Raw genomic sequence first — 16,244 nt, 5'->3', positions numbered from 1 at the left:
GCTGATCTCAATCAGCGGCTTTTTTTCGAAACGTTTTGATTTTCAAACTAACGCCAAATCTCGATAAGGTTATCTTCTTCTTTTAACAACGTTTCAACCAAATCACGTTCAAGCATTTCACCGCCGTGGCGATACCTATTGATGGTTGTTTCAGTCTCCATGGCTGTACCGTTTACGAAGACTCGCTTTTCCCCTTTATTAAGGTGATAAATAAAGGTGATCGGTTTATTCCAAAATTTAAATTGAAGCTGTAGTCCATCTAGCTTTTTCGGTAAAACGGGATCGATGACTAGCTTACCAGCTTCCTGTCTGACACCAAGTGTGTTCGTAATCAATTGATTCATATAGATTCCAGGGCCACTAGAATAGATTCGCCAGCCGCCTTTTACTGGAACAGTTCCCTTTTTCAATTCACCGAAATGCTTTTCTGCTTCATAACGCGTTTTGAACTTTCCATCCGAGCTGCTGAAATAAGTGTTACTTTGACGTTTTTCAGCGTTCGGCACAACGTCAGTTATGCCAACAGGGTTAATGACCTCTAACCCGTGCCAAACCTCATCCTCTTTTCCAATCTTCGCCATCGCCTCAACAAAACGAATGTGAGCATGCACATATTGTAGACCGATCTCTCTACCGAAATTTGATGCTTGCTCAGCTCTCTTGAAATGAGTACTCACTCCCCCATGGTAATGAGCTGGCCGGTCCATCAACCGGACACCGTCAGGACAATACAGGTGATCTTTGATTATATTGTAGTGTGTTTCTACCTCTTCTGCCGACAATAATTCACTGATCATACCTCGAATCATAGGTAGCAATCGGTAAGAAATACCTGTTTTTGTATCATCAGGATGAAGCATTTTCTCAGGATTGTTTTTGTCCTCCATATACAAAAATCCTGGAAGTGCACTCGAGTTCGATAGGAATTTCTGATAGTCACGCTCAATACCTTGCGCAAGCTCCAGCAAATCACGACTTAATTCATTTCTACTACCAACTGCTTCAGATAATTTCTTCATTGCCTGATAAGTCAAAGCGACCGTCCAGCTACTGACCATGTACTTTTTTAATTGAGAGTTCGCGGGTTGTAGCGTATCATCCCAATCACCATCCCCATATGAGGAAAGATACGTGTTATGGAGAAAGTTGCTCTTAATATAGGCAAGCTGCTTCTCAATATGTTCTCTGAGAGTATACACGTTACGTGTGAATGAAAAATCTCCTTGCCTAGTAAAAGGGATTTTCTCTTCTAAAATGTCAACGTCGCCCGTTGCAGCTATATAATCTCCAACGACCTTCAACGGCCAAACGATGACGTCTCCATGGCTATGATCTTGCTGAACAGCAGTATACTCATCAAACATAAACCACTGCGGCCAATTGCCTTCTTTCTCGTATTGATGAGAGTACACTGTCTGGATGATCTTTTTAACAGTTTGATGGTTTTGGGTAGCAAGAAAATACTCCGTCGGTCCCTGGCAAACATCACGTGTTCCCCAAGCAGCACCAATGTATTGCTCAAGACCTCTTGGTACAGAGAAATGAACGAGCATATTATGGGTATACCACCACGCAAGTGCATTTACTTTTGCAAAGTCTTCCCCTGCCATTGTGACTTCAAAATCATTCATCACTCGTTTATAAAAAGCTATGTATCGCTCGATCTCAACTTCGGCTTCGTTTTCTAATATCGAGCACTCTCCATCCCGTGAACCTTGTATGACGACTGACCACTTATCAGTAGCGCTAACTTCCATAACAGTAAGCAATGCTGAACCTGAAGGAATATGATCGCCAAGTAATCGTTCATCACCAACCTTCATTGAAGCGCCAAACAACTGCATATGATAAGAAAGGTCAGGAGCAGACTTTCTACTCGGTCCATCCTCTCCCGCCTTAATTGTGAGTTTGTCTCCATTGTGTTCGACGAGATAAGTGCTTTCATACTCGAGGTTGTTCATTGTGATCTGATTCGTAACAAGAAACCGGTACTCTTTTCCCAGTTTCGAACAAATGTCAAGCTGTACTTGTTGAGAATCTACAGTTGTAAAATTCGTAACGACAAGCACGTCGTCTTCCAATTTGTAATACCACCTCGCATAGTTAAAGCCCATCTCAAACATGGATGGCATCGCGAGCAGTCTGTACTCACAGTCTAGCTCGATATAAATTCGCTGTCCTGAAGTCTTCAATATATTAAGCGGGTTTCGAGCATTGCTAAGCATTTTATGGAACGAAGTGTTCCCTAGCGAAAGCTGCGAGTTGAATATCCCATACATATATGACGTTGTGGAAATTACATTCTCATTCAATCGATCGTTCTCACCTGACATGAGGATATGTCCATGTGGCCGTTCAACAAGGAGTTCCTTTTCCTTTAACACCACATGTTCGTAAGTATCTGTAAAGAAGGAGAGTAACTGATTGTCCTCCCGCTCCTCTTGCACGCGATTCGGGAACAACTGCTTTACATCACCCTCTTTCATCGGAAGCGATTGAAGCGGACGACCAGCACGAAGGTGTACTTTCTTCCTAAAGGTATCTTTTCTTTCTATCGATCTCTGTACTTGTTCCCAGGCTTCTTTTACCTCTTCCTCATACTCGCGTTGAGTCACTGCTTCTTGATGATCTTCTTTATACAACCCATAAAAAACGAATCTCTCTACTCCTTGGATTTGAACACGTTCAGATTGAAGAGCCGTATATCCAAATTCGTATTGATAAACCTCGTTTGCAAGCGACCCTCGTTTCAACGCTTCGGGTTCATGCGTTTCTTTATATGATAATCCAAAGAATTGAAAGCCATCTGTTGAATAGCCTGTTAGGTTCCCGAGAGAACCTTGCTGCAGATATGGAAAAGAATCGTGCTGTGGTTGATTTTGTCGCGTACATACAGCATAGCCTTTTTCCGTTTTAAACACAGCGTGGTCCATATATTGTGACATATAAGCTTCGTTTGTTCTTACTGCACCCCGTTCAGCTAATCCGAGGTCTTGCCCATAGATGACGTCTACCTCGACGCCGCTTCCTTCTACTGTCACATCCCAAAACCAACTATTTCTTTCAGAAAGCATGAAGGTGACCTCGTATGTCAATCCTGAAACTTCACCCGTCCAACTTACACTAGAATCGCCAAAGCTTACGTTGCTGTTAGAGTGAACACCGATCAATGGATATGACAGAGTCTCATGACCTGTAAACACCCTAAGATAAAGGTTACTAAGCGCACCATCAATCGAATTTGACAGTACCTGATTGATCAGGATATTGTTCGAGCTTAATTCATATAGATCGCCACTGTTCAAAAAGATCGCTTCAATTTCCCCTGCGCGCAAATGCGTCTTGTACTCATCTGTCGTTTTTAACACTCTGTCACAACCCCTCTATTCACTAATTGAAACGGCAATTCAATAACATCTCGACTGTTGGAGCCAATATACGCACTAAAGGCTCCAGCATCACTTTTATAGGTTAAATCCGCATGATGATAGCGAAGTTGTTTCTCATTCAGAACAAAGGTTACTGTCTGAACTTCTCCAGGTTGTAACAATACTTTCTTAAAATCTTTTAATTCTTTTATGGGCCGAACCACTTCCCCTGAAAGATCACGAACATAAAGCTGAACAACTTCTTCTCCTACGCACTCACCCGTATTTTCAACCGTTACACTGATCTCAACTTCCTCTTTCATCACATCATCTGAAACCGTAGCATTACGATACATAAATGAGGAATAACTTAAACCAAAGCCAAACGGAAACAACGGCTCATTCGGCACGTCAAGGTACTGAGAAACATACCGTACTTGGGCATCTGGTGCGCCTTTTGGACGCCCCGTATTAAAGTGATTATAATAAACTGGTACTTGACCAACGGAATGCGGAAAGGACATCGCTAACCGACCTGAAGGATTCGCGTCACCAAACAATAGATCTGCAATCGCATTTCCTCCCTCTGTTCCTGGATACCACGCTTCAAGTACTGCATCAGCTTCTTCAATTACGCCGTGTAAATCGAGCGGCCTCCCATTGAATAAAACCACAACGACCGGCTTGTTAAGCTCTTTCATTCGTTCGACTAGCTTAAGCTGCGCATAAGGTAAGCGAATATCAGCTCGACATCCTGCTTCACCACTCATTTCTGAGTCCTCACCTAATGCAAGCACAATAACATCTGCTTCACTAGCTTTATTAACAGATGCTTCTATTTCTTTCTCCGTCCAGCTCTCGATCTCACAACCTTTTGCTAAGTGAAGTTGTGTTTCTTTTAGCTTTGATAACATACCTGCCTTTAAAGTTACTGTTTCTTCACCACATCCAAGCCAGGACCACGGCCCAAGGATATCCTCACTTTCAGCAAACGGTCCGATTAACGCTACCTTTTGGTCTTTATGTAATGGTAGAATCGAATCGTTCTTCAATAAAACGCTGGATTTCTGAGCTAGAACTCGTGCCGTTACCCTGTGATCCTCACATAGAACAATCTCATTCTCCAGGGTAGGATCCGCTCCCCTATAAGGATTCTCGAACAACCCTAGCTTCTTCTTCAATTTCAAAATTCGAAGCACTGCTTCATCGATCATCTCTTCTGTAACGAGGTTTTCGGTCACTAGCTGCTGCAGGTTGTGAACATAGGTTGATGTCATCATTTCAATATCGACGCCAGCCTGAATCGACTTTAATGCTGCTTCACGCTCGTCTTCAGCGACTCCATGTGGAATGAGTTCTTTTAATGCTCCCCAATCAGAAATGAGAACTCCATCGAAGCCCCACTCTTCCCGAAGCAAGTCCCTCATCAACCGTTTATTTCCACTCGCCGGAATCCCGTCTACCGTATTAAACGCAGTCATCACCATTTCACAGCCTTCGTCCAATGCTGCTTTGTATGCAGGTAAATACGTTTCACGCAGCTCACGCTCAGACATGTCGACCGTGTTATAATCACGTCCTCCTTCGACAGCTCCATAAGCAGCAAAATGCTTCACACATGCTGCAACTTTTTCCATATCATTCGTTAAGTCATTGCCCTGATAGCCTTTTACAAACGCGCGAGCAAACTCACTGTTTAAATAGGGATCTTCTCCAGTCGACTCCATCACACGCCCCCATCTTGGATCACGTACGAGATCGACCATTGGGGAAAACGTTACATGAATCCCTGAAACCGCTGCTTCTCTGGCCGCTGCTTCAGCACTTTTTTCAGCAAGTTCTAAATCCCATGAACATCCGATGGCAAGAGGGATGGGAAAGATCGTTTTATACCCATGCACAATATCAGACATAAAAAGTAATGGAATACCAAGTCTGCTTTCGTCAAGGTAGGTTCTCTGGATATTTTTAATGTTTTCTGCACCAGAAGCTCCGAGCACAGACCCGCTATTCCTTACATGTTCTTCTTCTATATCCAACTGTTCTAACGGCCCAGTGATCTCTCCAGAATCCATCGCACCTTTGTAAAAAGGGGTTGCGAGTTGCATTAACTGTGCCGACTTTTCTTCAAACGTCATCTTCTCTACTAATACCGTTAAATCTGAATAAGCCATACATTCCCTCCTTCTACTCATCGAAACGTTTCAATGAATCTTATACAAAAATAATAGACTACTACACAAACAACAGTCAAAGCTTAATTTCTTATAAATTCCAGTAATACTAAGTTATCGGCACTCAATCGACAATATTTTAAATTTTTTAACAAAAGTATTGAAAGCGGATACACGTTTGATTATAATCGTGTTATCGAAACGTTTCAACGGTTTATGTAAGTTTTTGATAAGAGATGAAAAACGCGGAACGAAAATACGTTTTAGAAGGAGTTGGAGTGAAATGAAGAAAACGTCCAAACTTTTAGGAGTTTGCATCCTCGCTTTCTCAATGATTCTTGGAGCGTGCTCAAATAGTGACAGCAGTTCTTCGGATGGATCGAAGGAAATCACCGTCTGGGCAATGGGTGAAGAAGGGAAAAAGCTTAGTGAACTAAGTAAGAAATTTGAAGAAGAACATCCAGATATCACAGTGAACGTTCAAGCAATCCCTTGGGAAAATGCACATGATAAGTTATTAACAGCTGTCGCATCACAAAAAGGACCGGACATTGTTCAACTAGGAACTACCTGGGTACCTGAATTTGCTGATGCAGGTGCTTTACTTGATTTATCTCCACATCTTGAAGATTATCCTGAATTTAAGCCTGATAATTATTTCGAAGGTGCCGCTGAATCTATGACCTTTAATGATGAAGTAATCGGCGTACCATGGTACGTAGAAACACGCGTACTGTACTATCGAACAGACTTATTAAAAGAAGCTGGGTACGAAGAACCGCCAGCTACGTGGGATGAACTAAAAGATGCTGCCACCACTCTTTCTGACCGTGGTGATGACCAGTTTGGGTTAGATATTGACCAAAATGATCAGATCACTCCGTTCATCTTCGCATGGCAAAACGGCTATGAAATGGATGTAGAAAACAAAGATCTTAATTTTGATAGTCCAGAATTCAGAGAAGCACTAGAATACTATCACAGCTACTTTGCAGAGGGAATTAGCCAAACAACAGAGGGTGTAGATATGGTACAAGCCTTCAAAGATGGCGTAAAGCCAATGTTTTTCAGTGGACCGTGGATGATCAACATCCTTAATGATCAAGCTCCAGACCTTGAAGGTAAATGGGACGTAGCTGTGATGCCTGAAAAAGAATCAAACACTTCGAGCATTGGAGGATCCAACCTATCGATCTTTCATAACTCTGAGAATGTCGATGAATCTCTTGAATTCCTTTCTTACATGAACGAAGTTGATACGCAGCTTGAATGGCTCGAGATTTCAAATACTCTCCCTTCACGAGTAAAAGCATGGGAAGATCCTACATTAAGTGAAAATAAAATGCTAGCTACATTTGGAGAACAACTTAAAGAAACTAAGGCTGCCCCACAACTAAAAGAGTTTGAAAAAATGGCTCAAGAACTTCTTTCATCTATTGAACGAATCAATGTTGGTGGCGCTGATCTTGATAAAGAGCTAGACGATTTTAGTAAAAAAGCGAACGAATTGATAGAAGAGTAATCACGACGGAGATACAGGCAGGCGCTGCCTGTTCTCCTTTTTTACAGAAAAGCGCTCTGAAGGTAGGTGGGGTTCTCATGAAAGCTATTTACAATAGGGTTTTACAAGCTAGACACGGACTAATGTTTATTGCTCCTGCTGTTCTCATATTATTTGTTTTTAGTATTATCCCAATCATTATCGCTTTTTTCATCAGTTTCACAGATTTAAATCTAAAAGGACTTGCTGACTGGTCGAATATTAGTTTCATAGGTATTGAAAATTACGTTGACCTTTTCTCAGATGAACTGTTTCATAAATCTATTATCAATACCATTTTCTATGTAGTGATCGGGGTTCCACTCGTGATCCTTTTCTCTCTAGGTATCGCTCTTCTATTAAATTACGGGACTTCGAAACTGTTTACAGTCTTCAGGGCTGTATACTATATGCCTTCCATCACAAACATTATCGCAGTGGCAGTAGTATGGGGATATCTTTATAACACCGAGTATGGTCTTTTCAACTACTTGCTATCATTGCTTTCAGTAGATAAAGTTCCATGGCTCACGGAACCAACCATTGCGAAATTGTCTCTTATCATTCTTGCTGTGTGGAAAGGAATCGGAATCAACATGATCATTTTCCTTGCTGCGCTTCAAGGTATTCCCCAATCCTACTATGAAGCAGCAAAGATTGACGGAGCGAATCGTTTTCAAATGTTATTCTATGTAACGATTCCGCTACTGAGGTATGCGACTTTCTTCGTTACGGTTACAACGTTGATCGGTTGGATGCAATTCTTCGAGGAGCCATTTGTCATGACGAACGGCGGCCCACTAGATGGCACGATTTCGATTGCATTATTCATCTATAAAAACGGCTTCCAGTTCAGCGAATTTGGCTATGCGGCAGCAGGATCATTCATTCTGTTTATTTTCATCATCATCACGACACTCGTTCAGTTCAAAGTGCGTAAGTCTGACACGGAATATTAAAGCGATCGGATCGGAGTGATACAGTTGCAATTAAAATCATTTTTACAAAAAATCGAGAGACCCATCGTGGCACTCTTCCTCGTTGCTGGAGGTGTGATCGTTTCCGTTCCATTTTTATGGATGATCTCAAGTTCATTCAAACAGGAAAGCGAAGTATTAAACATCCCACCACAGTTGTTTCCATCAAACCCGACATTTGAAAATTACATTAACCTCTTCCAAAGCTTAAACTTTGGAGTTTACTTAAAAAACACGTTGATCATCGTCTTGTTTTCATTTCTCGGCCTTCTATTGAATGCGATGGCTGGGTATGGGTTTGCGAAATTCGAATTCAAAGGAAAACAGAAGCTGTTTTACATCGTCCTTGCTACGATGATGATTCCAGCACAAGTAACAATGATACCAGTGTACCTTTTATTAAATGAAATGGGTCTTACCAATACGATGACAGGAATTGTCCTACCTGGCCTTGCAGTTGCGTTCAGTATTTTCCTTTTCAGACAATTCATGACGACGATTCCGAACGACTTGATCGAAGCTGCAAGACTAGATGGAGCTGGAGAATTTTATATTTTCTTTAAGCTCATCATACCGATTGCAAAGCCGATCTTTGCTGTTCAGGGTATCCTAACCTTTATCGGTGCGTGGAACAGTTTCTTATGGCCTTTGATTATCGCAAATGATGAAAGCCTTTATACTCTCTCTGTAGGTCTTTCTCTCTTGCAAGGTCAATATGCGAATAACTATGCGCTACAGATGGCTGGCGCAGCATTTATGGTCGTACCCATCGTCATTATCTTCTCATTTTTCCAGAAGTATATTGTTGAAGGGTTTACGATGTCTGGCTTGAAGTAATGCTTTATACTATAGGTAAGAGCTTTATAAAAAACTTGAACGGATACAAACTTAACGATGGTAGACCTGTCTAGTTAGAGGATGTGAAATAGAATGGCGACAATAAAAGACGTAGCGAAATTAGCTGGCGTTGCAGTATCTACTGCTTCTTATGCGTTGAATAATATTAAAAAAGTGAGCCCTGCCACTGTAAAAAAAGTGCACGATGCCGCAAGAGAACTAAACTACCAGAAAAATGGCCTGGCATCTGACCTGAAACGAACGAAAACGAATACGATCGCACTTATTCTAAAGGACCTTTCTGGGCCCTATTATTCCGAACTGATCAAAGGCGTTCAGGAAGTGACGATGACGAACGGCTTCGACTTGATCGCATGCAGTTCAATCGGCGGTGAACAGTCAACAGCAGTTAAATTTTTGAAGGAAAAACGTGTGGATGGTGCGATTATTCTCGCTCAGAACATTACAGATGACATCATTGTTGAATCCGCTAGAGAAGGGTTCCCAATCGTTGTTCTCGATCGAGATATGGATAATGAACACATCATTCAAGTAGAAGTAGACAACATGCAAGGTGGGTACCAAGCGACCGAACACTTGATTAACATGGGACATAACGAAATAGCGTACATTAGTGGACCTTATGACTCCCACGATAATGACATGCGGTTCAAAGGCTACCAAAATGCATTAGATGCTCATAACATTCGGTATCAATCTCGTTGGAAGTTCTCCGGAGATTTTACCCGGGAAGGCGGTTACCGCGCTACAAAAATGCTAATCGCACAAGGAAACTTGCCAACAGCTGTGTTCTTCGCAAACGATGAAATGGCGCTTGGTGGACTACAAGCATTCAATGAGAATAACATTTCTGTTCCGAACGACATTTCAATGATCGGCTATGATGATATACAACTTTCCGAATACATCTCTCCAGCACTGACAACGATTAGACAACCAAAATACGAGGCAGGCGCTCTCGCCGTCCATCTCATTTTCCAACAGCTATCACTTGAGAAAGTAGAGCGCTATTACAAACTGCCAACTGAACTAATCGAGAGAAAGTCTATTAAGAAGCTAAATTGAGGAGGGTGGTGCCTGGCACCACCCGCTTTTTGTCGAGGGATCTTGGTCTTGCAAAATCCTTTATCACACAATCACACAACCACTACCACCCGTAATTGACAAGGAGTTCCTCGATTTCTTTATTCCCTCCAGCTAGCTTCATTACTTCTTCTCTTTCCTCATCAGTCTTAGCCAATGCTCCATAACTAAGAAGCACTTCTACTAATTCTGCTTGATTCATTTCGATCGCTTTATGTAGTAAGGATTGGTCTTGAATGATACTATTTGGGTCTCCGCCCTTGGCTAGTAACATCGTTAACAAGTCAGCAGATCCTTCTGCAACTGCGATAGATAAAGCGTTATCCCCGTCTTCAACGGCAAAGTTAGGATTTGCTCCAGCATTAAGAAGCATCGTTATTAACGATTCGTCTCTTCCCTTAATCGCATGGTTAAGGAGAGTGATGTCTTTGCCCTCACTCGTTACGAGCTGATTAGGATTATACCCATTATGTAAAAGAATGCGAATCAACTCACGATCAGTCTCTTCAACAGCCTGAATCAGCTTCGCTTCATTCCCAACTTCGAAGTGCGCTCCACTCTTCAACAAGGTATCTATAATTTCATAATGTTGTTTGGCTGCAGCCACCTCTAAAAGTTCATCAAGAGCGTGACTCGTATTTCCAGCTCCTGACTGTATTAACACTTGCACAAGCTTGTTATCCGCTTTTTCTACTGCATAACCTAAAGGGGTTTGTCCATCGCTGTTCTTTTGATTAGGATCGACACCACCTTCTATTAAAGAAGCCACTTCGTTTAGAAAATCACTATTACCTTCAGAAGTAATCAGACTCCATAGTCGCTCTTGACCAGAAACCTCGCTCTCTTCGGACTTCTTAGTTTCTTCCGCACTAGAAACCATTTGTGAATCAGGAGAGGACTCGATATACTCACATCCAACAATAAATGAAAGAAAAAGTATTCCCACCAGTCGTTTACAGTTCACCTTACTCTCCCCCTGCATCCTACTTTTTTACTATTCATCTTCTAGTATAACCTTAATCTAGGCTTAGATGGTTAAATAATCAGAAAAGAGAAACTACTTTGAATGGGACAACTCAAGTAGCTCATACACTTTATTAGTCAAGCCTCAAGGAGGTAACTACCTTGTCGCACTTCAAAACTCGCCGTCAGCCTGGTGGAGGCGCAAAGTTCTTACTCATCGGCATTATCATTTTATTATTAGGTGGAAGCGTAACGATATGGATTCTGCAGCAACCAAGAGCGAAAGCTGCCGATGCTGTAAAGGAATTTTATAAATATGAGCAAAAAGGGAACTACACTCAATCCTGGAATTTATTCCATTCCGAAATGAAGAACCGTTTTTCAGACGAGCAATATAGCAAATTGCGCGCTCAGTTTTTAACACAAGATACATTTTCTAAGTCATTTACGTTTAAAGTTAGTAAAATGAAAGCAAAGAAAAACTGGAAGACGCCTGGAAGCGGACTGGTGTTAAAGAAAGTTTACGTAACAACGGTTACACAAACCTTTAATAACGATTTTGGAAAGTTCAACATCGTGCAAGAGGTCATCATAGTAAAAGAGGATGGGAAGTATCGGATATTGTGGAATTACAACTAGTTCCTTGTTCAATCAAACGTTTGTTTAATAGTGGGTGAGGTGCTTAATAAGGCACCTCACTCGAATTCTGAAGTTTATGCCTGTTATAAAGTAGGATTTAGTAGATCTTTTCGTAACACATTCACATAGTTACGATACTCAGCTCTTTTCTCCCTTACTGTTCCTGGATACCCTTCTAATAGGACGGAAGTTTTGAGATAAGGAATGGCCCGATAACTATTGTAGTAATAGCGATAGCTTGACCAGCGGTAATCTTCAGGGCGAATACAAATGCCCGCTTTAACAGGATTTAAATGGATATATCGACTCACCTCCAACATATCGCCATTCGTTTCTAGGATCTCGCCAAAATATCGCTTTTCAAAAACATGCCCCGTTAATTCATAACGTAAATTAAAATAGGTCGCATAACGTTTGTTGATCAAAGCCATGATTTTGGAAACAGGAACATGCTTTGACCGAAGCTGAAGGTGATAATGATTGCTGAGTAAACAGTATGAAGAAATTTCAAAAGGGTGGGATTCGAAGACTTCTTCGAGGATGTAGAAAAAAACACGGTAATCTTTATCGTCTTGAAACAATACCTCCTTACGGTTTCCTCTACTTACGATGTGATAAAAGTGATTGGGAAGCCAAACTCTGCGTTTCCTTACCATGGGGATGGAACGTTGGTTGTTTGATTGAGGGTAAAGGTGGAACGGGGATGATGCTTGCTTCTCACTTTCTTCTCTCCTTCGTGATTAGTGGTGGTTCAATGGATCCCTCCTTTCGTATTAGATTCAGATTACTTCGCTCTCACAATAAACGTCAACATAAACTCTCCGACACCGTTCGAGCTAGTTCGGGTGGTGCCTGTCACCCGACCTTGTTCGGAGGCTCTTCCCCTTCAAGAACAGCAAGCAAATTGGTTGCTGCAAGATTCGCCATCTTCATTCTCGTTTTTATGCTTGCACTCCCTATATGCGGCAGTGTAACAACGTTTGGAAGCGTAAGGAGAGGGTGATCTAAGCGTACCGGCTCTTCCTCGAACACATCTAGCCCAGCTGCCCAGATCGACTGTTCTTTTAACGCTTTGTACAGTGCCTTTTCGTTTACGATCCCTCCTCTTGCTGAATTAATGATAATCGCACTTTTCTTCATAAGATCTAGTTGTTCAGTATCGATCAGGTTGTTTGTCTCAGGCGTGAATGGCGTTAACACACAAACATAATCACTTTCACGTAACAAGGTGTTTAGCTCTGTAAAGTGAAGATCAAGCCTTCCTTCAGCCTCATGATTACGACTTCGATTGTGGTAGAGTACCTTCATATCAAACCCTTGAGCGCGTTTCGCAACAGCCTCCCCTATTCTCCCAAGCCCAATAATACCTAGTGTCGCTCCATGAATATCCTGTCCGGTAAGCTGCATCGGAGACCATGTGTTCCAATTTCCGTTCCGCAAGTACTCAGAAGCCTCTGGAATTCTCCTAGCTGTCGCCATCAACAAAGAGAAGGTGAGGTCTGCAGTCGTTTCTGTCAGAACACCAGGTGTATTTGTAACGATAACGTTACGTTCCTTCGCAGCTTCAACATCGATGTTGTTATAGCCTACAGCCATATTTGAAACTACTTTAAGCTTGTCTGCCTTATCTAAGAGTGATGCATCGATTTGTTCTGTGAGTAAACAAAAGAGCCCTTCGACATCTTTGATCTCCTCCTCAAGCACCTCTCTCGGTACAGGCTTTTCGTCCTCTTCCCACATTCGCACCTCACATGTCTCGCTTAAACGCTGAACGATCGATTCTGGTAATTTCCTTGTTATATATATTTTCCGTTTCAATTGTGATTTGCACTCCTTTAAGGATCTCTAACTACTTTATGTTCAGCATATACCCTCTTCATACCTGTTGCACACAAATGATATGACAAAAACCGGGTGGTACCTGTCACCCGGTTTTCTCTGCAATCCTTAATGCCGTCTTATAAAGGAGGTTCACTCCTTTCTCGATATCATCCATTTCTGCAAACTCAAGCGGATTGTGACTGATGCCTTTCTCACATCGAACGAAGATCATGCCGTAGTCACTTATATAGGACATGAAAAGTGCATCATGAAACGGTCCACTCATTAGAACTGGCGAATCGAAATCAAGCTTTTCATCTTCCTCTGCCATGATTTCTTTAATCCAGTCCGCACAATACCTTGGATTACTTTTTGTATCTTCTCTTATGCTATACGAAAGCTCATTGGCAGTCGACGTATCTTCAATAATGGTATATAGCTCTTGTTCAAGCTTCGTGCGGTGCTCAAGGTCGATATCGCGTAAGTCGATCGTAAATTCTACTTTTTCAGGGATGATGTTTCGAGAGTTAGGAAAAACCTGTACACTCCCAACGGTTCCAACCGTCGTATCTTTTCCTTTCTCTTTAACCATCCGATCAAATTTAGAAATGATTTCACTTGCCCCTACCATCGCATCTTTTCTTAAATTCATTGGAACAGATCCAGCGTGACCAGCAAAACCTTCGAGCGTAACTGTGAGCCAGATCGGCCCTGAAATACCAGAAACGATGCCGACCGGCTTATTTTTTGATTCGAGGACAGGACCCTGCTCAATATGAAGTTCTAGGAACGCCTCGATGTCACCTTTTTGATAAACAGGACTCTCGTTCAGATCAGTTTCTACACCGAACTCTTTCAAAGCTTCTCTCCTTGAGACACCGCTTTTGTCCTCGCGCTCAAGTTCTCCTTCTTCAAGCATGCCAACAAGTGCACGAACACCGAAAACACCTTTATTAAATCTTGAGCCTTCTTCATCGGAAAAGCAGACCACTTCGATCGTTCGCTTTGGTTTGATCCCATTATCTTTCATCGTGTGAATGACTTCGATGGCACCTAGCGCTCCGGCTGTTCCATCAAACCTTCCTCCATACGGCTGAGAATCAATATGTGAGCCAAGCATTAATATAGGAAGCTCATGATTTTCTCCTTCGATTCTTCCTATCAAATTTCCGAAACCATCGATTTTAGCTGATAACCCAGCCTCCTCCATCCAACCCTTTACGACATCCACTGCCTGCCGATCTTCTTTCGAATGTGCGAGACGGCAAACGCCTGTATCTCCGATCTTCCCTATCTCTGCAAGTTCTTCTAAATGACGTTGTAGACGTGAGCGGTTAATGGACATAACCTCACCACTTTCTTGGTTTTAGTCCACTATAGCAAAGCAAGAATAGCCTTACATTTTACACTTTGTTGGATATTTTAGCTCTCCATTTGATATTACGTCTAACTCTAATCAAGTTCGACAAATTATGAGCAAATCCGGGTGGTACCAGGCACCATTCCACCTTGCCATATCAATCAGAAGTGCATATAATAGGAGTAGATATCATAACGTAAAAAAAGAACGCTGGTGCGTCAACACCAGCGTCCATACAGCTGCTCCGCAAGAAGAGCGGCGGCTCAAAAGGCAAATGAATGAAGTAACTCACCTTAAACCTTGGCCGGGGCAGGGTGGGTTACTTCTTTTTATTATTACCTGAAACCGTAATAATCGTGATCACAAGAGAAGCAAAGCTAATCATCAACACCAATGCCTCGTATGTGGTCATCATTATAGGCAGCACCCCCTTTCGTTCTTGGGGTACCACCGCCCACCCTGCTTTACAGCTGTTACACTCATTTTACCACAGGGTGTCGTGTGAATAGCATGGGTCATTGGTCATCGTGACTTGAGAAACTCTTCAGGGCTTAGTTCTCACTCTTATTTATGTTTATAAAGATGAGGTACTCTGCTATCAAAAATAGGGACGTCCTTTCGAACCTGCTTCACTTTTTCTAGATCCAATGAAACTGAAAGAGATTTTTCTTCCTCTACTTCACCTTCTTCAAGAACATCCCCCCACGGGTCGATCGCCATCGAAGTTCCTGCAAATTCAACGCCATCATAGCTGCCAACTCGGTTACAAGAAACAACATACATCTGATTCTCAATTGCTCTTGCAAGCTGCAGCGTACGCCAATGAGAGCGTCTAGCAAGCGGCCACTCGGCTACAACATGGAGAACTTGAGCACCTTCTAAAGCAAGGGTGCGTATGATTTCAGGGAAACGAAGATCATAACAGATTATAACTCCCATCTTGATACCATCAAGTTCAAAGATTGTTGGAGCTTTTGTGCCTCCTGAAAGATATGCTGGCTCATTTAACATCGGAACAAGATGAACTTTATCGTACTGATATACAAGCTCGCCTTTTCGATTAACGATCAATGAGGAGTTATAAAATTTGCCTTCGATTTTGTTCGCAACGGAGCCTCCGATGATGTTAATATCATACTTCACAGCTAATTCACTTAAAAACCCCTTCGTCGGTTCAGCATTTTCATCTGCATAGAGGTTAAGGTCCGAAAGCGTATAAGCGGTTGTCCACATCTCTGGAAGAACAATCGTGTCAGGATTTGCGCTCGCTACCTCTTTCTCTACCCACTCACTTACCTTCTGACGATTTCTTTCTGGATCACCTGCAATAATGTCCATCTGGTAAATTGAAAACTTCATTTCTTTCCCTCCTGTTTCTATAGTAAATACACTCTTCTTCATCATTAAGTCTGCCAAACGTTATCTCTTCCCACATCATACATCTTAATTTTCAGAAACATC

The 16,244-nt window shown here is 42.1% G+C and carries 13 protein-coding genes; 5 read left to right on the top strand and 8 right to left on the bottom strand.

Going from position 1 to position 16,244, the window contains the following annotated elements; genetic code table 11:
- Positions 1–47 precede the first annotated feature (47 nt).
- Both ACXAEY_RS02710 and ACXAEY_RS02705 read right to left on the bottom strand, forming a co-directional pair.
- Entirely contained in the window at positions 48–3,368 is a 3,321-nt protein-coding gene (locus ACXAEY_RS02710) for a GH36-type glycosyl hydrolase domain-containing protein (protein WP_474810324.1), read from the bottom strand.
- On the bottom strand, positions 3,362–5,542 hold the full coding sequence (locus ACXAEY_RS02705; RefSeq protein ID WP_474810322.1) for a glycoside hydrolase family 3 N-terminal domain-containing protein: 2,181 nt from the start codon (positions 5,540–5,542) through the stop codon (positions 3,362–3,364). The genes ACXAEY_RS02710 and ACXAEY_RS02705 overlap by 7 nt, the downstream gene beginning before the upstream one ends.
- A gap of 283 nt (positions 5,543–5,825) precedes the next feature.
- On the opposite strand from ACXAEY_RS02705, the gene ACXAEY_RS02700 reads away from it, so the two are divergent.
- The 4 genes from ACXAEY_RS02700 to ACXAEY_RS02685 all read left to right on the top strand — a co-directional run bounded on the left by ACXAEY_RS02700 (position 5,826) and on the right by ACXAEY_RS02685 (position 9,982).
- Entirely contained in the window at positions 5,826–7,064 is a 1,239-nt protein-coding gene (locus ACXAEY_RS02700) for a sugar ABC transporter substrate-binding protein (RefSeq protein WP_474810320.1), read from the top strand.
- Between the two features lie 77 nt (positions 7,065–7,141).
- The gene (locus ACXAEY_RS02695) at positions 7,142–8,041 is read left to right on the top strand and encodes a carbohydrate ABC transporter permease (RefSeq protein WP_474810318.1); all 900 of its coding nucleotides are present in this window, start codon (positions 7,142–7,144) and stop codon (positions 8,039–8,041) included.
- A gap of 51 nt (positions 8,042–8,092) precedes the next feature.
- Positions 8,093–8,896 (top strand): carbohydrate ABC transporter permease, encoded by an 804-nt coding sequence (locus tag ACXAEY_RS02690; RefSeq protein WP_474814710.1) that lies wholly within the window; start codon positions 8,093–8,095, stop codon positions 8,894–8,896.
- Between the two features lie 93 nt (positions 8,897–8,989).
- Positions 8,990–9,982, top strand: a complete 993-nt coding sequence (locus ACXAEY_RS02685; RefSeq protein ID WP_474810315.1) for a LacI family DNA-binding transcriptional regulator — start codon at positions 8,990–8,992, stop codon at positions 9,980–9,982.
- 82 nt (positions 9,983–10,064) lie between these two features.
- Here the strand turns inward: ACXAEY_RS02685 and ACXAEY_RS02680 are convergent, their stop codons facing one another.
- Entirely contained in the window at positions 10,065–10,964 is a 900-nt protein-coding gene (locus tag ACXAEY_RS02680; protein WP_474810313.1) for an ankyrin repeat domain-containing protein, read from the bottom strand.
- 161 nt (positions 10,965–11,125) lie between these two features.
- Here ACXAEY_RS02680 and ACXAEY_RS02675 point away from each other — a divergent pair, with 161 nt between their 5' ends.
- Entirely contained in the window at positions 11,126–11,602 is a 477-nt protein-coding gene (locus ACXAEY_RS02675) for a hypothetical protein (RefSeq protein WP_474810311.1), read from the top strand.
- An 83-nt stretch (positions 11,603–11,685) separates the two neighbouring features.
- Here ACXAEY_RS02675 and ACXAEY_RS02670 read toward each other — a convergent pair whose 3' ends face one another.
- The 5 genes from ACXAEY_RS02670 to ACXAEY_RS02650 all read right to left on the bottom strand — a co-directional run bounded on the left by ACXAEY_RS02670 (position 11,686) and on the right by ACXAEY_RS02650 (position 16,142).
- Positions 11,686–12,258, bottom strand: coding sequence for a transposase (locus ACXAEY_RS02670; RefSeq protein ID WP_270180213.1), 573 nt, complete (start codon positions 12,256–12,258; stop codon positions 11,686–11,688).
- A 199-nt stretch (positions 12,259–12,457) separates the two neighbouring features.
- On the bottom strand, positions 12,458–13,420 hold the full coding sequence (locus ACXAEY_RS02665) for a 2-hydroxyacid dehydrogenase (protein ID WP_474810309.1): 963 nt from the start codon (positions 13,418–13,420) through the stop codon (positions 12,458–12,460).
- Between the two features lie 106 nt (positions 13,421–13,526).
- Positions 13,527–14,768, bottom strand: coding sequence for a hydantoinase/carbamoylase family amidase (locus ACXAEY_RS02660; protein WP_474810307.1), 1,242 nt, complete (start codon positions 14,766–14,768; stop codon positions 13,527–13,529).
- Between the two features lie 334 nt (positions 14,769–15,102).
- The gene (locus ACXAEY_RS02655; RefSeq protein ID WP_270180216.1) at positions 15,103–15,198 is read right to left on the bottom strand and encodes a putative holin-like toxin; all 96 of its coding nucleotides are present in this window, start codon (positions 15,196–15,198) and stop codon (positions 15,103–15,105) included.
- A 149-nt stretch (positions 15,199–15,347) separates the two neighbouring features.
- On the bottom strand, positions 15,348–16,142 hold the full coding sequence (locus ACXAEY_RS02650) for a carbon-nitrogen family hydrolase (RefSeq protein WP_474810305.1): 795 nt from the start codon (positions 16,140–16,142) through the stop codon (positions 15,348–15,350).
- Positions 16,143–16,244: the final 102 nt, after the last annotated feature.

It is taken from the genome of Anaerobacillus sp. ABA4_114, from assembly GCF_056159065.1.
This window is presented reverse-complemented; position numbering and strand designations above follow the sequence as displayed.